Here is a 20414-nt window from a genome sequence, read left to right on the forward strand (position 1 = left end):
TAAGTAGAAGCAGTATTATCTTTCATGCCGAATCCAAAAAAAGCGAACCCCTAGTGATTGCAGTCTCTAGGGGTTCTTACTTATCTTTCAATGCCAAGAACATTATAACAGAAAATTGAAAACTTTATAATAAAATATAAATATAAATTATCTTTAGATTGTTTGGATTAATTTAGGTATTTAATTGGATATGCAGGTGGAATTGAGAAGAAGGAAATATTATTAGAAATTGAGGGTATACATGTGTAATGTGTGCCTTTTTTGATGGATGTAAAAAGCAAAATTAATATTTACTGAAAATAAATGTAAGAAAATGCTTGCATGAATGAAAATACAGTGTTATTATAAACGCACAAAACACAGAGAAATGGAGTAGTAAAAGGAAAGTCTTTGTTAGAGAATTGTCGGTTGGTGCAAGACATGAAGGATCAAACTTTGAACTTACCATGGAGTGGTCAGGTTGATAAGACTTGGACGTATGCTTAACGTTAATAAAGCAGGATGTGATAGCATCTGAAATGAGTGCATTCTTAAATGAATGAAGAAGAGTGGTACCGCGGAAGTATTGTAATTCTAACCTTTCGTCTCTTCTGTCTAAACAGGCAGCAAGAAACGATTGGTTTTTTTGTTAGCTTGTTGTGCACACTATAGGAGGAAACGTATGAAAGCACAAAAAGTTGGAAAAATGGCGATATTTTCAGTAGGCGCCGTATTATTCTCAGCACACGCTGGAGGTGGATTTGCCACAGGAAATCAGGCAAATACATATTATGTAGGTTTAGGATGGACTGGTATTGTGAGTGCCATAATAGCTATGTTGCTATTGATATTGACAATGCGAGAAGCCATGGTGATGTATAACCAGAGAAATTTAACAAGCGCAAAGGAATTGTTTGAAAACTTATATCATCCATTCGATAAGTTGGAAATCTTATTCGAGATTTTCTTTAATATCATGGTTTTGATGGCGGTTGCAGCCGCAATCAGTGGTGCTGCAAGTGCATTACAACAATACTTTGGATTTAATTATTATGCTTGTGTCGTTGCGGTTGGAATCGTTGTTCTTTGCTTAACAATTTTTGGAGCTAGTGTAGTTCGTATGGCAAGTACATATATGGGTATGGCTATCTTAGTAACAGCTATTGTTATTTATGGTATGGGAATCATGAAAGGTCAAAATATTGGAGCTATTTTAGCAAATGACTTTACTGTAAATGGTTTTATGAATATGCCTAAAGCTATCTTAAATGCATTTACATATGCAGGCTTTCAATGTGTGACATTACCAACAATCGTTGCTTGTGGAGCTATCTTACCAGATCGTAAATCTTGTTCAAAAGCAATGTGGATCTCATTTGTGATGAATGCTGTCGCATTAGTATTAAGTGTATTGATGTTAATTTCTTGGAAGGGTGTTTATGGAGAAACAACTCTACCTACATTGACAAGTTTAAATGCGATGAATGCCAACTGGATGGTTGTTGTATATGGTATTTGTTTATTACTTTGCTTAATTTCTACAGCAGTAACAACAACATTCGGATTTGTGGCTCGTTTTGAAAATATTCGTGTTTTAAAGAATGTAGAAAATCCAGTAAAGAAAAGAATCATTGTATCTGCATTTATTATTGTAGTATCTATGACCATTTCAATGGCCGGATTAACGAACATTATTAAATATGGATATGGTTATTGTGGATATTTAGCTATCGCAATCATCATTGTTCCATTCTTAACAGTCGGTGTATACAAGAATTATCATACAGAAAGTGTTGAAGTAAAAGAAGGAGTCGAAGTTTATGAAAACAATTGAAATGTCTAATTATTCAGTCGGAGAAAGTTGTTACAACGAAATCCCAAGTGTATGTGAAAAATACAACATTAAAAAGGTTGTGTTGATTGGTGGTAAAAGAGCTTTGGCAGCTGCTGAACCAAGAATTCGCGAAGCCATTAAAGAGACTGATATTATTATTACAGATTCAATTGTATATGGTGTTGAATGTACAATGACAAATGTACATAAATTAACTTCAAATCCAAACGTACAAGAAGCTGATGTCATCTTTGCGATTGGTGGAGGAAAAGCTATTGATACTTGTAAAACCGCATCCATTGAAATGGATGACAAGATGGTATTCTCATTTCCAACAATTTGTTCAAACTGTTCAGCCGCTACAGCCATTGCCGTAGTATACGATGATAATGGAGCATTGGACCACTATTCATATCCTCATTGTCCAGCACATATCTTTATCAATCCAGATGTTATCGCAAAAGCACCAAGCGAATATTTCTGGGCTGGAATTGGAGATGCGTTGTCTAAACAATGTGAAGTTGAATTCGCAACACAAGGAAAGACATTGGATCATACAGCTACAATGGGTTTGGCATTAGCTAAAACTTGTACAGAACCATTGTTGAAATATGGTAAACAAGGTATGGAAGATTGTAAAAACGATACAAATTCAGCTGCAATCGAAGCCATTGCATTGGATATTGTTGTATCCACTGGATATGTTTCAAACTTAACAAACCAACCAGAATATTATTATAATTCAAGCATTGCGCACGCCTTCTATAATGGAAGCTGCTCAATTGCACGTGACGGACACCATCTACATGGTGAAGTTGTATCCTTTGGTGTATTAGTATTGTATGCATATGCCAAAGATGAAGAAAACTTGATGAAAATGGCAAAATTCAATAAATCAATCGGCTTACCAGTGACTTTAGCAGATGTGGATTTGAATGAAAGCCATTTAGAAGCTTTGACCCAAGCAGCTACAAAAACAAATGAGTGGAAAAATGCACCTTTCCCATTCACAAAAGAAGAGTTTATTGCCGCTATTAAAAAGGCAGATGCAGTAGGTCAAAGTTTATAAAAGATCGAGAAATTCGATCTTTTTTTCTATTTTAATGGTATTTTCACATGGAAGGTTTAGATTTAAGGTGTATGTGAAATTTTGTGATTTGTAGGCCAATTTGATAGGTGTGTTATAATTAGTGATGTAGGTGATAAAATGTTACTATTTTTTAAGAGTTTACCAAGACTAGTACGAAGCGCCAATAAGGATATGCACCGTCATTTCTCGATGACTTTTTCTTCAATTGTATCAATTGGTATCGCTTTACTAATGGCCTTGTTTATATTTGTGATTTACATGAATGTTGGAGGATTTACGAATCAAATTGAAAGTGAATTCATGATTCAAGTTTCTTTAAATCCAACACTAGAAGATGAAGGAATTAGTGAATTATCTGATTCGATTTCATCTCTTGCTTCAGTAAAAAAAGTAACGTATTCAAGTAAAGAAGAAGAATTGGATGCGTTGATCAAAGAAAATGGAGCTATGTTTAAACAATATAAGGGAGAGGACAAGAACCCTTTATACGATGTTTTGAATGTGGAATTAAAAGACAACACAAAAATTTCAAAAGTGACAAACAAAATTTCTAAAATGGATGGTGTTGTTAAGGCAACCTATGGAGGTGGTGCCATCAATACTATGATTCATTTGTTTAAGAATATTCGTGTATGGGGAAGTGTTTTTGTGGGACTTATGGTATTGATTGCCATATTCTTGATTCGAAATACCATCAAAATGACGATAATGGTACGAAAAGATGAAATCGCAATCATGCGAACAGTTGGTGCCTACAACTGGTATATCTCTTTTCCATTTGTTTTAGAAGGAATTTTTATTGGTTTTTGGGGTGCTTTAGGCCCTGTTTTGATTTGTATATTTGGATATACAGTACTTTACCATGTAATGAATGGTATGTTTTTTAGTGACATGATGACAATGTTAAAGCCATATCCATTTGTATTATGCACTTCTGGTGGCATTCTTTTAATTGGAATGGTTGTAGGAATGCTAGGAAGTTATTTGGCAGTTAGAAAATATTTGAGGTGGACACGATGAGAAAATATAAAATTGGTGCAGGTTTTTTAAGTTTCGTAATGGCCTGCTCATTGATTATGCCTGTTTCAGCCGAAGACTATTCGGATACAGAAGCTTGGTATGCCAAGTGTAGTCAAGCGCAAACTTCTCAATCGGGAGTAAAAGCTTGTCAAGGATTTCAGGAATATCAGAAGAATCGTAAACAAAATCTTCAAGATAGTATTAATTCTTATAATTCAAGTATAGCTTCTTTGCAGAGTGATACTTCAAAAATGGAGAAACTTGCCAAGGAACAAAAAGAATTAGTCACAAATTTACAGGCGCAAATTAGTGAAAAAGAAAAATCTATTGAGATGATCGAAAAGAATATCGAAGAGCTTGAAACAAAAATTAAGGCTAAGGAAGAGGAAATCGAAGCTTGGAACGAACAAATTGAAATGCGAATGAAAAATGAACAAACTACGATTGGAACGAATATGATCATTGATTTGATCATGGGATCGGATAGTTTGAGTGACATGCTTCGTCGTATTTCAGGTGTTGAAAGAATTACAGAAGATGATCAGTCGCAAATTAAAAAATTAAACAAACTAAAGAAAGAACTTGTTTTGCAGCAAGATGAACAAAAGCGTTTGGATGCAGACGCAAAAAGTCAGAAGGCAGAATTGGAAAACCAAAAGAAACAAGCGAGTGAATTAGAGGAATCCTATAACAAGCTAGTGGAAGAATATCAGAAACAAATTGCTCAACTAGAAGCAGAAAAAAGATCTGCACAAGTAGATATGAGTACAATTCGTGATTTTGTGATTTCTACAAATTTCTCGGGTACCATTGAATCAGTTTCAGGCTTTATACAACCCGTACAAGGCGGAAGTAAAAGTGCTGGTACTTGGGCATACGCAAGTGGTGGACTTCATTTAGGTCTAGATTGGGCAGCTCCAGTTGGAACAAGTGTTGTGGCTCCTGCAAGTGGTGTCATTTTATATGCTGCAGCTCCAGTAGGAAGTAATAGTGGTTATTTAGGTAATTGGACAGGTTATCCTGCCGGTGGAGGAAATACAATTCAAATGTTATGTAATGTGAATGGCACATTATATGCCGTAAGTTTCTTCCATTTATCGCAAAGCCTTTATGTAAGTGCAGGACAAAGTGTCTCACAAGGACAGACGATTGCGCTATCTGGAAATTCAGGAAACTCAAGTGGTGCACATACACATATTGAAGTTTATAATCTAGGATCGATGTCTGTTAGTGATGCGGTAGCACGTTTTAGTGCAGGTGCCGATTTTGCGTGGGGAACAGGATGGTCTGGTGGAAGTACTTGTGAAGCTGGAAGTGCAGCACCATGTCGTGAAAGACCAGAAAAGTTCTTTGGTTAGGAGGAACATTATGATTGATTTAAAAGATGTTTCAAAAGCATATTCCAATGGGGTGCATGCTTTAAATCATGTTAATTTACATATTGATAAAGGTGAATTTGTGTATGTGATTGGAGCAACTGGCTCTGGAAAGTCAACCTTGATCAAAGTATTAAATGGTGAAATTGTTCCAGATGAAGGAACCGTTATTGTAGGTGGAGTCAATGTAGGTGCATTGAAACATAGAAAAGTCCCATACTACAGACGTAATATTGGATGTGTTTTTCAAGACTATCGATTGTTGCCTAAACTAACTGTTTATGAAAATATTGCGTTTGCCTTAGAAGTTGTGGGTATGCCACGCAAACAAATTCGAAAACGCGTGATGGAAGTTTTAGATCTTGTTGATTTGAAAGAAAAAGCTAGAAGCTATCCAGATGAATTATCCGGTGGACAACAACAGCGTGTCACGATTGGTCGTGCCATCGCAAATAAACCAATGGTTTTGATTGCGGATGAACCAACAGGAAATCTAGACCCCGAAAAGAGTTTAGAAATTATTACATTGCTTGAAAAAATCAATAAAAAACTAGATACTACGGTTATGATGGTTACACATGATAAAGTATTGGTAGACCGATTTAAAAAACGTACGATCATGCTAGATAAAGGATATGTGATCCACGATTCGAATAGAGGTGGGTATAAGAGTCTATGAAAGGTTTAAGAACTTTTTTATATGAACTTAAATATGCTTTTTTAGGAATGAAAAGACATATCATGTTATGCTTTTCGGCCATTAGTGCAATCGGAATTACGCTACTTTTAATTGGAACCATTCTGATTATTGGACTTCATGTGAATTATTTTTCGAATGATGTACAAAAAGATTTGAGTATTCATGTCATATTAAATGAGGACATAAAGGATGAAACTTCCATTCAGGACATAAATGATAAAATCTCCAAATTAAAAAATGTGGATAAAGTTGAATTTTCATCTAAAGACAATGAACTTGAATTAATGATCAAAGAAAAAGGATTGGCTTTTAAAGCTTATAGAGGTGATTCAAATCCTTTGTCAAATGCCTTCTTTGTCTATGTAAAGAATGCTTCTAACATTCGTAAAACAAGCGCACAAATCAAGAAAATTGATGGAGTCGCTAGCACAGCCTTTGGTGGAGATAGTGTTACCTCTTTAGTTGAAATGTTGAATATGGTTCAAAAAATAGGTCTTGGCATTGTTGCATTGTTGATCGTACTGTCATTATATTTAATTTCGAATACGATTCGCACAACAATCGATTCAAGACAAGACGAAATTATGATTATGCGAACTGTAGGGGCTACAAATGGCTTTATTAGTAATCCATTTATAGTAGAAGGAATCTTTATTGGTTTATTAGGTGCTGTTGTTCCTTATTTAATTGTTCATTTTGGATATGAAAAGCTATATACAAGTCTAGGCGGACAATTGTTTACACCGATGTTTGCCTTGTTTAAACCAAACACAATCAGCTTTCAAGTAGGACTTTCTATTGTTCTTGCAGGAGCTTTGATTGGTGGTTTTGCCTCTTTGTTTGCGGCAAGAAAATATTTAAAAATGAAACGATAAAAAGATTGCAGAATAAAAGATTGTTTCGTATACTTTTTGTATAGAATTATTGGGGCGAATGATTCGTCCCATTTTGTTTTAGAGTAGGATGAGTTTATGAGTAAAAAAAGTCAAAAACTATTAATTGTATTATTATGCGTTATATGTTTTGGTGCCGGTGTTAGTGTACCTATTATTTTAAATAAAACAGCATCGAGTGATAGTAAAGAACGAGAAAAATTGGATACGATTTATTCCATTTTGAATTCGGATTGGTATTATTCAAATAAAATTAAAAATTTGGATTCCAAATTGATGGAACAAGCAATTACTGGAATGACTACATTAGATAAGGATATTCATACAAACTATTTTAATTTGGAGCAGGCAAAAGCCTTTTCAAGCAGTCTTGAAGGGAGCAATGTTGGCTTGGGAATTTCCTTTTATTTAAACGAGAATAAGAATTTTGTGGTATCTAATGTATATATTAATTCAACGGCCGATAAAAAGGGCTTAAAACCTAATGATGAAATTGTTTCATTAGACGATTTAATATGTAGTGAAAATGATTCGGATACAATTATTAAATATATTAAATCTCACGAAGGCAAGAGTGTGAAGACAAAATATCTTCGAGATGGAAATGAATATACGACAAATTTAATTCCTGGTACTTTTGATTCAACCGTTGTATGTAATATATATAAGGATTATGGAGAAATTATTTTATCGAGTTTCTCCGAAAATAGTGGAAAAGATTTCTCAAAAGCTATGACACGTCTACAAGATGCAGGTATCAAAAAATTAGTATTGGATCTACGAAATAATGGTGGCGGCTATTTAAATGCCGCATTAGAAATTTCAAGTTCTTTGATTCCAAAAAAATCCGTTGTATTTACAGAAAAAGATAAGAATGGAAAAGTGACTAAACAAAAGACAAAAGATGAATTCAATCAGGTCAAAATGGATAAAATTATCGTTCTACAAAATGAAAATACGGCAAGTGCATCCGAAGTATTGATTGGTGCTTTAAAAGATAATTTAGGCGATATAGTCACTACGGTAGGTACTACATCTTATGGTAAAGGCACAGAACAAGTAACTGTACCATTCTCAGATGGAACAAGTTTTAAGTATACTGTGGCAAAATGGTATACGCCAAATGGAACAAGTATTAATAAAAAGGGGTTTAAACCAGATATTGAAGTTGAGCTTGGCGAAGCTAAGACAACATCCTATTACAAATTTAAGAAAAAGGATGTTATTAAAAAAGATAGTGTAGATGATAATGCCAAAGCCCTTCAGATATATCTACAATATTTAGGATATAGTGTAGATCGAACAGACACATATTTTTCAAATACGAGTTCTCAAGGCTTGGCCAATTTCCAACAAGATCATGGCTTAGAAGCAACAGGCGATTGTGATAAGACAACATGGGATCTTTTGGTGGAAAAAGTATTGTTGAAGATGAATGAAACACCAAGTGATGATACGCAAAGACAAAAAGCAATTGAAGAGACACAAAAGTAGGTATAAACCTACTTTTTGTATATAATAGAGAAGAAGGATGTGAATTCATGAAAGATCAGTTTGAACTAGTATCTGAATATAAACCGAGTGGAGATCAGCCAGAAGCAATCAAAGAATTGGTTTCTGGTTTAAAAGAAGATAAAAAGTTTCAAGTTTTACTAGGAGCTACAGGAACCGGAAAAACATTTACCATCTCAAATGTGATTGCCCAAGTCAATCGACCAACATTGGTGTTTGCGCACAATAAAACATTGGCAGGCCAATTATATTCTGAATTTAAAGAATTCTTTCCACATAATCGCGTGGAATATTTTGTATCCTATTTTGATTATTATCAGCCAGAAGCGTATTTGCCAAAAACCGATACGTATATCGATAAAAACACAAAGACCAATGAAGAATTGGATATGCTTAGAATGGCAGCTGTAAATAGTGTTTTAGAGAGAAGAGATACGATCATTGTAGCGAGTGTTGCCTCTATTTATGGTGCAAGCAATCCAGAACAATATCGTCACATGATTTTTACTTTACGGAGTGGACAGATCATCGAAAGAAATGAATTGATGTTGGCATTAGTACATCAACAATATAAGCGTAATGATACAGATCCATTAAGAGGAACTTTTAGAGTGCGTGGAGACGTCATTGAAATTACACCAGGTCATACGGATCGTTATTTAATTCGTATCGAAATGTTTGATGATGAAGTGGAAAGAATCTGTGAAGTGGATCCAGTAACAGGACATGTTAATCAATCTTACCAGTTGTATATTATTTATCCAGCTAACGGCTATGCGACAAGTATGGATATCATCAATCATGCAGCTGATACAATTCAAGAAGAATTGGATGAAAGATTGGCTTATTTTGATGAGCAGGGTAAACCATTAGAAAAAGAGCGCTTGGAACAACGATGTCGCTATGATATTGAGGCATTAAGAGAATTTGGTGTTTGTCCAGGCATTGAAAACTATTCAAGGCATATTGACGGCAGAAAACCAGGCGAAAGACCTTATACGCTATTTGATTATTTCCCAGATGATTTTTTACTTGTAGTCGATGAAAGTCATGTTTCTTTACCACAAATTCGCGGTATGTATAATGGCGACCGTGCAAGAAAACAAGTATTGGTAGATTATGGCTTTAGACTTCCAAGTGCTTTAGATAATCGTCCTTTACGTTTTAATGAGTTTGAGGGATTGATCAAAAATGCCATCTTTGTATCCGCGACACCAGGCGATTATGAATTGGATCAAACGCATGGAGAAATTGTGGAACAAATCATTCGTCCAACAGGATTATTAGATCCAGAAGTCGAAGTGCGTCCGATTGAAGGTCAAATTGATGATTTGGTGGATGAAATCAAGGAGCGTATTGAAAAACATGAAAGAACTCTGATTACGACATTAACCGTACGTATGGCAGAAGATTTGACTTCTTATTTAAAGAATATGGATCTAAAGGTAGCATGGCTACACCATGAAGTTACAACGATTGAACGTACAGAAATCATTCATGATTTACGTCAAGGTAAATATGATGTACTTGTAGGTATCAACTTATTAAGAGAAGGTTTGGATATTCCAGAAGTCAGCTTGATTGCGATATTAGATGCGGATAAAGAAGGTTTCTTAAGATCACGAAGGTCTTTGATTCAGATTATTGGTCGTGCAGCACGTAACGCCCAAGGCAAAGTAATAATGTATGCCGATAAAATTACAGAAAGTATGCAGGAAGCCATGGATGAAACGGCCAGACGTAGATCGATTCAGATGGAATATAATGAAAAACATGGTATTGTTCCTAAGACGATCATCAAACCAATTCATGATGTGGTTCGTTCTAAAGAAACCAAGGAAATGGCAGCTAAGTACTTGAAGAAGAAAAAGTTGCCGGCAAAACAAAAAGAAAAGATGATCAAAGAATTAGAGCAGGAAATGAAAGAGGCAGCTCGTACTTTAGATTTCGAAAGAGCAGCGCAATTAAGAGATATCTTATTTGAAATGAAGGGTGAAAAATAACGTGATTCAAAAAAAGAATGGAATTGTCGTAGTAGGTGCGATTTTTGTGGATATTAAAGGTTTTCCACAGGATACATATGTTCCTGATGGAAGAAATGCGGGACATATTGAGTATATTCATGGTGGTGTAGCAAGAAATGTTGTAGAAGATATTGCAAATTTAGGATTAAACTCTACCTTTGTGGGTATTGTGGATAATACGGCATTGGGAATAGATGTTAAACAAAGATTACAAAATCGAAATGTGAATACAGAGTATATGAAATCTATAGAAAATGGTATGGGCACATGGCTAGCTGTCTTTGATCATAATGGAGAATTAGCAGGTTCAATATCTCATCGCCCGAATTTAATGCCAATCTATTCAATTTTAGAAGAAAACGGAGATACAATTATTGAAAATTGCGATTCTGTGGTGGCTGAAATAGATATGGATGAGGAAATTGTTGAAAAAGTTGTTTATTTATGTCGAAAACATAATAAAAAATTATTTGGTGTTGTCAGCAATATGAATATTGCGATTGAAAGAAAAGATCTTTTGAAGCAATTTGATTGTTTAATCTGTAATCAATTAGAATCGAGTATTCTTTTTTCAAGAGATTTTAAAGAGATATCAGCAGAAGAATTGAGTCATGCATTGCTTGAGGAACTGCAACGATCCGAATTTAAATCATTGATTGTAACGCTTGGTGAAACTGGTTCTTTATATGTGAAAAACACTAGGGAATGTGGCTTTTGTTCGGCTCGTCAAATAGAGGTAAAAGATACAACAGGAGCAGGAGATGCATTTTGTGCTGGTGCAAGTGCTGGGCTAACCTATGGTAAGAGTATGCTTGAGGCTATGAAGATAGGTAGTCATTTAGCTAGTTCTGTCATAGCTTCGCGTGAAAATGTATGTCCTTGTTTTTCGTCTGATAAATTTAATATTGTGAAAAAATAAACAAATTAGTTGCATAATGAAAGGTTATGTGCTATTTTATTCACGAACATAGATTCAATGAGTTCTTCGGGGCAGGGTGCAATTCCCTACCGGCGGTAAAAGTCCGCGACCCACGCAAGTGGCTGACTTGGTGCAATTCCAAGACCGACAGTATAGTCTGGATGGTAGAAGACGCAAAAGTATTTTTTGTATTTTTTTAGACCCCGAGAAGATTTTTCTTGGGGTTTTCCTTTTGGAAGAGCTTATACGAATCAAAAGGAGGAAAAGAAGATGAAAAAATGGAATGTTCAAACACTTGTATTAACGGCGATGCTTGCTGGGTTGGCTGGAGCTTTAATGTCACTGGAATTTTCATTACCAATGATGCCACCATTCTACAAGATTGATTTTAGTGATGTACCAAGTATTATTGCCCTATTTAGTTTAGGACCTGTATCTGCCACTTTAGTTGAAGTGATTAAATTGGTTGTAAAAGTGGTGACTGTAGGAACAAATACAGCTTATGTTGGTGAACTCGCAAATCTTTTAGGTATTTTTCTATTTATTTTACCAACATGGTTTGTGTATAAGAAAATGAACAAAACAAGAAAAGCTGTTATTGTTTCTTTACTTGTTGGAATTGTTGTACGAACTATATTCGCATGTTTCTGCAATGCATGTATTACTTTACCATTATATGCCAAGGCTATGGGTATGCCACTTGATGCGGTTGTACAAATGGTGGGTTCTATAAATCCAAGCATTAAAGATTTAACTTCATTTATTGCACTTGCGACAATTCCATTTAACTTGATCAAAATCTCAGCTAACTACATCATTGGATATTTCTTGATGGAAAGATTGGCTGCAGTTCGCCCAAGTTTTAAGTTCATTTATGAGGCAAAATAAAAATGATTTGTAAGTATCAAGAATTAACACGTTTAGAAATGGAACAAGTCGATCGAGAAAATACAATTGTTTTGATTCCATTAGGTGCTTTAGAACAACATGGAAATCAAGCACCACTAGGTACGGATACATTGATTGCCAATGCGATGTGTGATTATATTGAAAAAGAGTTAATGGATGAAGACATAAACCTATTATTGTTTCCGGTAATTCCTGTTGGATTGAGCACCGAACATAAAGAGTTTTGTGGATCCATTACATTTAAGCCTATGACTTATTATCATATGTTGTATGACATATGTGAAAGTCTAGCAAGTCATGGCTTTAAAAAACTGGCTTTTCTTGTATGTCATGGTGGAAATGCTCCGGTGGCCAATTTGATTTCTAGAGAAGTCCGTAGTGATTTTGGGGTGTATCCATTTGTACTCAATTCAGGTGCCTTTGATCATTCGGATGTGAAGGCAACGATTTCTAAAGGGAACACATTTGATTTTCACGGTGGAGAAATGGAAACTTCCATGGTTATGGCGATTGATGAAAGTTTAGTTAAATTAGAAACGAGTGAAAAGGGTATTCCTAAAAATACGGCCATGAAAGCACATTTATCTTGGCTAGCTACAGATTGGGTAACTGAACAAGGAAAGCCCATTGGGATTGGTGGAGATCCTAGAGGTGCCACTAAAGAAAAGGGCGAAATTATTTTAACAATTAGTGCTCGTGAAATTGTTAAGGATTTGATTCTAATTCGTGATTTTAAAGAATAACATTTTGAAATGGTTTACATTTGATAAAAGTGAGATCACTCTTTATAATTATAAGTATGATAAAAGTAGCCATATTAGAATATGAAAAAGAAACTAAGGACATCGTTTTTCAATTATCTAAATTGTTTATGCATGAGGATTGGTGTTTTCGTCATTACTTAAAGGCGAGTGATCTCGCAAAACGGATGAAGGAAGAAGAGTATCAACTGTTTGTGTTTGATGAAATGTTTAAGACGAGTCGTATTGAAAGTGTATTTGTACATGATAATCCCAATGCGATTGTGATTTATGTGTGCGAAAATCCAATTAAGACGCGTGGCGATGATGAAAGAAGTCGTGTGTTTTATATTTCAAAGGATCATATCGCAGCGGATATTTCAGCTTATGATCAAATGATTCGTTCGCAATGTATTCAAAGTCACGTCTATGAATTTAATTATGATGGGGTTCGTATGAATCTTGCGTATGAAGATATTTATTATTTGGAAAAGAATGAAAAGATGGTGTATTTCTATACGAAAAAAGGCGTTTTCCATAAGCGTGACAGTATGAATGCACTTGAAGATATTTTCAAAGAATTTGGCTTTTTACGCGTACATGTATCGTATATTGTGAATTCGAAATATATTGTGGCTTGGTACAAAGATGAAGTTGAATTAATAAATAAAGTTTTAATTCCAGTTTCGAGGGGAAAAAAGCGAAAGATTTCGATGAAATAACCGGTTTTACCAGTAAAAAGGCGAGTTTTACCACTTGCCTTTTCTTTTTGATTTTGTTGTATATAATGAAAGTGTAAAGAGAAGTAAGAGCAGAGAAAACTTCTCTTAAGAAAATCAGAGAGCGGTGAGAAGATGACAATAACATAGAGTTGAAACGGAATGTTTTAACTATAAAAAGTTGAAGCTATGGAGAGAAGGCTCCAAAAGTTAAGCTAGAAGAATTCTAGAAAAAACATTCAATGGAACTTAACAGGAAAAGGAAATAGGATTTAGATAAAGGGTTTTTATCGAGTGAATAATCACAAAAAGGATAGAGTACTTGAAATGTTAAGAATATCATCCAATCTAAGTCATGGAACTTAAAGATACTCATATATGGTCATACTTGAGAAAATGCTTAAGGAAAATGAATAGAAAAAATCATAATGTGGATGATAAAAAAATTGGATAAGGTAGAAAAGTTATCCGGTTTAAAAAAAGTGAATAAATAAATCAGAGCAGATGGAATGTCTGCTCTAATTTTTGTATAATGGTTTCGGTGAGAAAATATGGAAATTGATTATTATAAAAATCCATTCGCATCCAAACGAATGAATGTGATTGCACGAAATGGTGTTGTTTGTACAGGAAATAATTTAGCTACACTAGCTGGTTTAAGAATGCTTTTGCAAGGTGGAAATGCCGTAGATGCAGCTATCGCAACAGCGGCTTGTTTAACCGTTGTAGAACCTTGTTCAAATGGTTTAGGATCAGATGGTTTTGCGATTGTATGGATGAAAGATAAGATGTATGGTATGAATAGTTCGGGTCATTCTCCTTATGCGATTTCATCTGATCAAATTGATGAAATTCCAAAACGAGGATGGATACCGGTAACGGTGCCTGGAGCTGTAAAGGGCTGGAAAGCATTGAGTGAAAGATTTGGCTCTTTACCTTTTAAACAATTATTAGAACCAGCTATTGATTATGCAAGAAATGGATATCCAGTCAGTGCAGAGATTGCGCGTATGTGGAAAAAGGCTTTAAATGCGATTCCAAATAGTGAAGAGTTTAAAGGCTGGTATGAAACTTTTACTTTTGATGGAAAAACGCCAGAGCCGGGGCAAATGATTTGTATGCCAAAATTGGCAGATGCACTTGAAAAAATTGCTGATACAAATACAGATGCTTTGTATTATGGAGAATTGGCAGATCGTATAGATGAGGAATCTAGAAAATTTGGTGGATTCTTGAGAAAACAAGATTTGATGGATCATGTCGTCGAATGGGTTGAACCTATTCATGTGGATTATCATGGATATAAAGTGTGGGAATTACCACCTAATGGACAGGGTATTGTGGCTTTGATGGCTTTGAATATTTTAAATAATTTTCAGTTTGATAGCCGTAATGTAGATTGTATTCATACCCAGATGGAAGCATTGAAAATGGCTTTTGCGGATGCCAAAGAATATGTAACGGATCCAAAATGTATGAATATGCCAGTAAATGATTTGATCAGTGTTGAATATGGTAAAAAAAGAGCCAATCAAATTAAGCATACGGCTCTACCGCCTCGTGTAGATAAACCACATGGTTCAGGAACTGTCTATTTGTGTACAGCCGATAAAGATGGCAATATGGTTTCTTATATACAATCAAATTATATGGGATTTGGCAGCGGTATTGTCGTAGATGGCGTTTCCTTACAAAATCGTGGGTACGACTTTAGTCTAGATCCATCTCATGTGAATTATTTGATGCCACATAAAAAGACGTATCATACAATTATTCCTGGTTTTTTGACAAAAGATGATAAGCCAGTAGGACCATTTGGTGTTATGGGCGGTTATATGCAGCCTCAAGGGCATATGCAAGTTGTCACAAATATGATTGATTTTCATTTAAATCCACAGATGGCTTTGGATGCCAAACGATTTCAGTGGATAGAAAATAAGAAGTTTATTGTAGAGCCTGGATTTGATGAGAATATAATCTCTGAATTAAAAAAACGTGGTCATGAGATTGAAATTGAGCAGGAATTAGCTATGTTTGGCCGTGGACAAATCATAGTTCGACTTGAAAATGGAGTCTATGTTGCAGGTTGTGAGTCAAGGACGGATAGTAATATTGCTTGTTATTAAAAATATGTGATAAAATTATAATAAATAGAAAAGTTGAGGACTTATATATGAAGCTTTTAGCTACAGATTATGATGGTACATTACGTTATGCACAGGATGTAATGCCAGAAGATTTAAAATCGATTGGAGAATGGAAAAATAAGGGGAATAAATTCGTGATCGTTACGGGTCGTTCGAAAGAATCGATTGATACGCAAATCAAATTGTTTAATTTACCATGTGATTACTTGATCACAAATAATGGTGGCATGGTTTTTGATGAGAATGGAAATGTTTTATTATCAAATTATTTAAATTTTGATGTTTGCGTAGATATTTTACACAGCGTAAAAAAATTAGATAGTGTAATTAGCTATGTTGTAAATGATGGGATTCATCGTCATCGTATTGTTTTACAGCCTGAAGCAGTGGATCATCGTTATCCAAATTTAAAACCAGATGTTACAGAGGCAGAATTGTTAGATATGACGCATTTTGCGCAAATTGTTTTATCTATGGAAGATACAGCTTCGGCTTTAGAAGTTGCGAGCAAGATCAATGATTTGTATTATGAACAAGTTGTCGCATATCCAAATAATTTCGTTGTTGATATTGTGCCAAAAGGTATTTCAAAGGCAACAGGTTTAGATTTCTTGATTGCGTATGCCAATATTAAAGAAGAAGATGTATATACAATTGGTGATGGACATAATGACATTCCATTGATCGAGTTTGGAGCTCATGGATCTGTAATGTCTTATGCAGATGAAGATGTAAAAGCACATGCTCAAATAGAGTATGATTCAGTAAGTGATTTAATTTCAAAAAATATGTAAAAAAATAAGGGGGTATTTTAGATGAGTTTTACCTTATCTGATATTACATTCCTAATTCGATTATTATTGGATATTTTAGTAGTATGGGGATTGATATATTCTGGACTTAGAATTGTGCGTAATAATTCACGTACGATTCAACTTGTGAAGGGTGTATTGATTATAGTTTTAGTCAAGGCTTTAGCTGTATGGCTAGGCTTAAACGCATTGAACTATTTGATTGAAATGTTTTTGAACTGGGGTGTTGTTGTTATTTTAGTTGTTTTCCAGCCAGAAATTCGTGGTATGTTAGAAAAAGTAGGTAAAACAACAGCTATCTTAACAACCGATATTTCGGTTTCGCAAATTCAACAAATGATCAATGAATTGGTGGAAGCATGTTCACAAATGTCAAAATCAAAAACAGGAGCCTTGATTTCTATTGAAAGAACACAGAGCTTGTCCGATTTTATTCGTACAGGGATTGTGATGGATTCTGAAGTTTCAACTGAATTATTAGGAACTATATTTCAGTATGGAACGCCAATGCATGATGGTGCTGTAATTATTCAGGGGAATAAAATAGCGTGTGCAGCTGCATATTTTCCTCCAACCACAAAGGATTTACCAAGTAAGTATGGAGCTAGGCATAGAGCGGCTGTAGGAATCAGCGAAATTACAGATTCAATAACAATTATAGTTAGTGAAGAAACAGGTAATATTTCAGTAGCGGTTAATGGACAATTAACACAATATCCACCAGAAGGATTACAGCGATACCTAACAAATATGTTGGTGCAAAGTTCAAATCAAAATCCTTCTTCAATTCTTGTTCCTATGTTGAATCAAGCTAAATCTATGTCAAAGCGAGCAAAAAAACAAGAAGAAGATATAAATAAGGATGAGCGTGTTAAGGCTATTGAAATTGTGAATTTAATCGAACAGAAAAAGGAGGGCAGTCAACATGGAATCTCCAAATAAAAAAGGCCCTTCCGTATGGTTTAATGAATTGCGTGGTTTATCGACTTTGATCTTTCAAAAGATGAGTAAGTTAGTAGATCGTGTGTTGTTTGATAAAAAGGGATCTGTGATTATTTCTTTGATTTTATCCATTATGATTTGTGTTGTGATCAATTATGAAGATATAAGTTTAAAATTGTTTAATGATACAAGAACCACTGTGGATCTAAGAAATGTAGCTGTTGAAGTATTGGCAGATACAGATCAATATGATGTAGCTGGTGTACCAAGTACTGTGGATGTTTCTTTAACAGGAGATGCGACAAGTATTCAGGTATTCCGTTCAAAGGGTAGTGTACAAGTTGTTGCGGATTTGAAAAAGTATTCTGAGGGTGAAAATATTATTAATTTAAAAGTTAAAAATTTACCTGAAAAAATTGAAGCGGTGGTTGATCCTGCAACGATTGATGTTACACTTTCGAAAAAAATTACGAAGACATTTACAATTCAACCGGAATTGTTGGTAGGTACAAATCAAAAAGTAAGTGATTTTGAAACACCTACTCTAGATACAATGACAGTTAAGATTACGGCAAGTCAAAATCAATTGAATTCAATTCGTATTGTCAAAGCGTTGATTGACTGTACGGGTCAGATTCAGGATTTTGAGGCAAATGCGACTTTAGCAGCTTACGATGCCAAGGGAAATCGAGTAAATGTTTCGTTGTCACCGGAAACGGTGCATGCGAGTGTAAAATTAGCGAAAAACACATCAGATAAGGAGGATTCAGAGTAATGGGTAAGTATTTTGGAACAGATGGAGTTCGTGGAAGAGCAAATGAAGGTTTAACTTTAGATATGTCTATTAAGATTGGACAATATTTAGGTTGGTATTATGGAAAAGAAAAACATGCAAAAATCTTGATCGGTAAAGATACAAGACTTAGTGGAGATATGTTTGAATTAGGTTTAGCAGCAGGTGCTACAAGTATGGGTGCACAAGTCTATTTACTTGGTGTTTGTCCGACTCCAGCTATTTCTTATTTAGTTCGTAAAGAACGTTTCGATTGCGGAATTATGGTGAGTGCAAGTCACAATCCATATTATGATAATGGAATTAAATGTTTTAACCACAATGGTGAAAAGATGGAAGAAGAATTACTTCTTGAAGTTGAAAAATATATGGATGGTTTAACAGACTTAGATTTAGTTACGGGAGATCATATTGGAGAATATTTCGAGTGGGAAGATGGACTAGAAATCTATATGAGTTGGTTAAAAGAATGTGTTCCTGTGGATTTATCAGGAATGAAAATTCTATGTGACTTGGCAAATGGTTCTGCCACAAGTACAGCAGTTGAAACATTAGATTCATTAGGAGCTACAGTAGATGCCATCAGCAATTCACCTAATGGTATCAATATCAACAATAAGTGTGGTTCAACACATCCTGAAGCTTTACAAAGAATGATGCGTGAAGGTGATTATGATATTGGTTTGGCATTTGATGGAGATGCCGATCGTTTGATCATGGTTAATTCAGATGGAGAATTGTGTGATGGAGATTACATCCTATACATTTGTTCTCGATATATGAAATCTGTGAATCGTTTAAATAAGAATATGGTTGTTACTACGGTAATGGCTAACTTAGGTTTATATAAGGCTTTAGATGCGAATAAGATTGACTATATTCAAACAGCAGTTGGTGATAAATATGTTTTTGAAGAAATGCAAAAAAATGATTACTTTGTTGGTGGAGAACAAAGTGGACACATTATTTTCTTAGAACATGAAGTAACTGGGGATGGTTTAATGACAGCTTTAAAGATTTTAGAAATCATGAAAGCTACTGGTAAATCATTACAAGAATTAAGTGAAGGATTATTTATTTATCCTCAATTGTTGAAAAATGTAACAGTTAAAGATAAAAATGCTTGTCTAGAAAGTAAAGAGCTACAAGAAGTAGTGGATTCAGTAGCACAAGATCTAGGTGATGAAGGTCGTATTTTAGTTCGTCCAAGTGGAACTGAACCATTGATTCGTGTCATGGTAGAAGCTAAGACAGATGAATTGTGCGCTGAATATGTAAAGCGTGTTACAGATTTCTTAGAAGCAAATAATTTTTAGAAAGAAGGGTGGCCCTATGAAAAGAGTCATAAATATTGTTGAAGATGAAAAAGACATCAATAATTTAGTTGCCCAATATTTACGTAAAGAAGGATATGAAGTTCATTCATATTATACATATGAAGAAGCGAGTGCTCATGTCGTAGATGATGATGTGCATTTGTGGATCTTGGATATTATGTTGGATGACAAATCTGGATTTGATTTGATTGAAGAAATTCGTCTACAAGGGCCAGAAACGCCTGTTATCTTCATGTCTGCGCGTGATAAAGAATTTGATCGTATTATTGGTTTAGAAAAAGGTTGTGATGACTATATCACAAAACCATTCTCACCAAAGGAACTTGTATTAAGGGTCAACAATATTATCAAGCGTGCATATCGTGATGACAATAATCGTATTAGTATTGATGGATATGAATTGGATGAAGAACAAAGAAAAATCTATGCGGATAATGTGGAAATTGAATTGACGACAAAAGAATTTGATTTGTTGATGATGTTTATTAAAAATAAGGGAATCGCATTCTCTCGTGATAAGATTCTAGAAAATGTTTGGGATGAAAATTATTTTGGTAGTGATCGAGTTGTAGATGATACTTTGCGTCGTTTGCGTAAAAAACTTCCAAATTTAAACATTCATACAATCTATGGATATGGATATCGTTTAGGGTGATACAAATGTATCC

The 20414-nt window shown here is 34.7% G+C and carries 18 protein-coding genes, 1 riboswitch and 1 other annotated feature; all 18 genes read left to right on the forward strand.

Annotated elements, in window-relative coordinates; genetic code table 11:
• The first annotated feature begins 353 nt into the window (after positions 1–353).
• Positions 354–592: a binding site (T-box leader), on the forward strand.
• A 69-nt stretch (positions 593–661) separates the two neighbouring features.
• The 18 genes from Q0E86_RS01315 to Q0E86_RS01400 all read left to right on the forward strand — a co-directional run bounded on the left by Q0E86_RS01315 (position 662) and on the right by Q0E86_RS01400 (position 20401).
• On the forward strand, positions 662–1813 hold the full coding sequence (locus Q0E86_RS01315; protein WP_295754140.1) for a hypothetical protein: 1152 nt from the start codon (positions 662–664) through the stop codon (positions 1811–1813).
• Positions 1800–2882, forward strand: coding sequence for an iron-containing alcohol dehydrogenase family protein (locus Q0E86_RS01320; protein ID WP_295754141.1), 1083 nt, complete (start codon positions 1800–1802; stop codon positions 2880–2882). Before Q0E86_RS01315 ends, Q0E86_RS01320 begins: the two co-directional genes overlap by 14 nt.
• A 138-nt stretch (positions 2883–3020) precedes the next feature.
• Positions 3021–3923, forward strand: coding sequence for a permease-like cell division protein FtsX (ftsX, locus tag Q0E86_RS01325; protein ID WP_295754142.1), 903 nt, complete (start codon positions 3021–3023; stop codon positions 3921–3923).
• Positions 3920–5281, forward strand: coding sequence for a murein hydrolase activator EnvC (locus Q0E86_RS01330; protein ID WP_295754143.1), 1362 nt, complete (start codon positions 3920–3922; stop codon positions 5279–5281). Before ftsX (Q0E86_RS01325) ends, Q0E86_RS01330 begins: the two co-directional genes overlap by 4 nt.
• Positions 5282–5291: 10 nt before the next feature.
• Positions 5292–5978, forward strand: a complete 687-nt coding sequence (ftsE, locus tag Q0E86_RS01335) for a cell division ATP-binding protein FtsE (RefSeq protein ID WP_295754144.1) — start codon at positions 5292–5294, stop codon at positions 5976–5978.
• Entirely contained in the window at positions 5975–6874 is a 900-nt protein-coding gene (gene ftsX / locus Q0E86_RS01340; RefSeq protein ID WP_295754145.1) for a permease-like cell division protein FtsX, read from the forward strand. The genes ftsE and ftsX (Q0E86_RS01340) overlap by 4 nt, the downstream gene beginning before the upstream one ends.
• A gap of 96 nt (positions 6875–6970) precedes the next feature.
• The gene (locus Q0E86_RS01345; protein ID WP_295754146.1) at positions 6971–8386 is read left to right on the forward strand and encodes a S41 family peptidase; all 1416 of its coding nucleotides are present in this window, start codon (positions 6971–6973) and stop codon (positions 8384–8386) included.
• Positions 8387–8433: 47 nt separating this feature from the next.
• Positions 8434–10407: an excinuclease ABC subunit UvrB gene (uvrB, locus tag Q0E86_RS01350; RefSeq protein WP_295754147.1), complete on the forward strand. Its 1974-nt coding sequence runs from the start codon at positions 8434–8436 to the stop codon at positions 10405–10407.
• 1 nt (position 10408) lies between these two features.
• Positions 10409–11347 (forward strand): PfkB family carbohydrate kinase, encoded by a 939-nt coding sequence (locus tag Q0E86_RS01355; RefSeq protein WP_295754148.1) that lies wholly within the window; start codon positions 10409–10411, stop codon positions 11345–11347.
• 58 nt (positions 11348–11405) lie between these two features.
• A riboswitch (FMN riboswitch) is annotated at positions 11406–11524 on the forward strand.
• Between the two features lie 93 nt (positions 11525–11617).
• A complete protein-coding gene (locus tag Q0E86_RS01360) occupies positions 11618–12235 on the forward strand; it encodes an ECF transporter S component (protein ID WP_295754149.1) in 618 nt (205 codons plus the stop codon).
• Positions 12236–12237: 2 nt separating this feature from the next.
• Complete coding sequence (locus Q0E86_RS01365) at positions 12238–12999, forward strand: creatininase family protein (RefSeq protein ID WP_295754150.1); 762 nt, start codon at positions 12238–12240, stop codon at positions 12997–12999.
• 56 nt (positions 13000–13055) lie between these two features.
• A complete protein-coding gene (locus tag Q0E86_RS01370; protein ID WP_295754151.1) occupies positions 13056–13718 on the forward strand; it encodes a LytTR family DNA-binding domain-containing protein in 663 nt (220 codons plus the stop codon).
• A gap of 548 nt (positions 13719–14266) precedes the next feature.
• Positions 14267–15841, forward strand: a complete 1575-nt coding sequence (locus tag Q0E86_RS01375; RefSeq protein WP_295754152.1) for a gamma-glutamyltransferase family protein — start codon at positions 14267–14269, stop codon at positions 15839–15841.
• Positions 15842–15888: 47 nt separating this feature from the next.
• Entirely contained in the window at positions 15889–16656 is a 768-nt protein-coding gene (locus tag Q0E86_RS01380; protein WP_295754153.1) for an HAD-IIB family hydrolase, read from the forward strand.
• Positions 16657–16677: 21 nt separating this feature from the next.
• Complete coding sequence (gene cdaA, locus Q0E86_RS01385; RefSeq protein WP_288536186.1) at positions 16678–17616, forward strand: diadenylate cyclase CdaA; 939 nt, start codon at positions 16678–16680, stop codon at positions 17614–17616.
• Positions 17600–18391, forward strand: coding sequence for a YbbR-like domain-containing protein (locus Q0E86_RS01390; RefSeq protein WP_295754155.1), 792 nt, complete (start codon positions 17600–17602; stop codon positions 18389–18391). Before cdaA ends, Q0E86_RS01390 begins: the two co-directional genes overlap by 17 nt.
• Positions 18391–19725: a phosphoglucosamine mutase gene (gene glmM / locus Q0E86_RS01395; RefSeq protein WP_295754156.1), complete on the forward strand. Its 1335-nt coding sequence runs from the start codon at positions 18391–18393 to the stop codon at positions 19723–19725. The genes Q0E86_RS01390 and glmM overlap by 1 nt, the downstream gene beginning before the upstream one ends.
• A 16-nt stretch (positions 19726–19741) precedes the next feature.
• Entirely contained in the window at positions 19742–20401 is a 660-nt protein-coding gene (locus Q0E86_RS01400) for a response regulator transcription factor (protein ID WP_003865578.1), read from the forward strand.
• Positions 20402–20414 lie beyond the last annotated feature (13 nt).

It is taken from the genome of uncultured Holdemanella sp., from assembly GCF_934754935.1.
GTDB lineage: Bacteria > Bacillota_I > Bacilli_A > Erysipelotrichales > Erysipelotrichaceae > Holdemanella.

Excerpts from the sequence above, each read along its gene's own strand:
- Q0E86_RS01315 (WP_295754140.1), top strand. The coding sequence starts at position 662 with ATGAAAGCACAAAAAGTTGGAAAAATGGCGATATTTTCAGTAGGCGCC.
- Q0E86_RS01320 (WP_295754141.1), top strand. The coding sequence starts at position 1,800 with ATGAAAACAATTGAAATGTCTAATTATTCAGTCGGAGAAAGTTGTTAC.
- ftsX (WP_295754142.1), top strand. The coding sequence starts at position 3,021 with ATGTTACTATTTTTTAAGAGTTTACCAAGACTAGTACGAAGCGCCAAT.
- Q0E86_RS01330 (WP_295754143.1), top strand. The coding sequence starts at position 3,920 with ATGAGAAAATATAAAATTGGTGCAGGTTTTTTAAGTTTCGTAATGGCC.
- ftsE (WP_295754144.1), top strand. The coding sequence starts at position 5,292 with ATGATTGATTTAAAAGATGTTTCAAAAGCATATTCCAATGGGGTGCAT.
- ftsX (WP_295754145.1), top strand. The coding sequence starts at position 5,975 with ATGAAAGGTTTAAGAACTTTTTTATATGAACTTAAATATGCTTTTTTA.
- Q0E86_RS01345 (WP_295754146.1), top strand. The coding sequence starts at position 6,971 with ATGAGTAAAAAAAGTCAAAAACTATTAATTGTATTATTATGCGTTATA.
- uvrB (WP_295754147.1), top strand. The coding sequence starts at position 8,434 with ATGAAAGATCAGTTTGAACTAGTATCTGAATATAAACCGAGTGGAGAT.
- Q0E86_RS01360 (WP_295754149.1), top strand. The coding sequence starts at position 11,618 with ATGAAAAAATGGAATGTTCAAACACTTGTATTAACGGCGATGCTTGCT.
- Q0E86_RS01365 (WP_295754150.1), top strand. The coding sequence starts at position 12,238 with ATGATTTGTAAGTATCAAGAATTAACACGTTTAGAAATGGAACAAGTC.
- Q0E86_RS01370 (WP_295754151.1), top strand. The coding sequence starts at position 13,056 with ATGATAAAAGTAGCCATATTAGAATATGAAAAAGAAACTAAGGACATC.
- Q0E86_RS01375 (WP_295754152.1), top strand. The coding sequence starts at position 14,267 with ATGGAAATTGATTATTATAAAAATCCATTCGCATCCAAACGAATGAAT.
- Q0E86_RS01380 (WP_295754153.1), top strand. The coding sequence starts at position 15,889 with ATGAAGCTTTTAGCTACAGATTATGATGGTACATTACGTTATGCACAG.
- cdaA (WP_288536186.1), top strand. The coding sequence starts at position 16,678 with ATGAGTTTTACCTTATCTGATATTACATTCCTAATTCGATTATTATTG.
- Q0E86_RS01390 (WP_295754155.1), top strand. The coding sequence starts at position 17,600 with ATGGAATCTCCAAATAAAAAAGGCCCTTCCGTATGGTTTAATGAATTG.
- glmM (WP_295754156.1), top strand. The coding sequence starts at position 18,391 with ATGGGTAAGTATTTTGGAACAGATGGAGTTCGTGGAAGAGCAAATGAA.
- Q0E86_RS01400 (WP_003865578.1), top strand. The coding sequence starts at position 19,742 with ATGAAAAGAGTCATAAATATTGTTGAAGATGAAAAAGACATCAATAAT.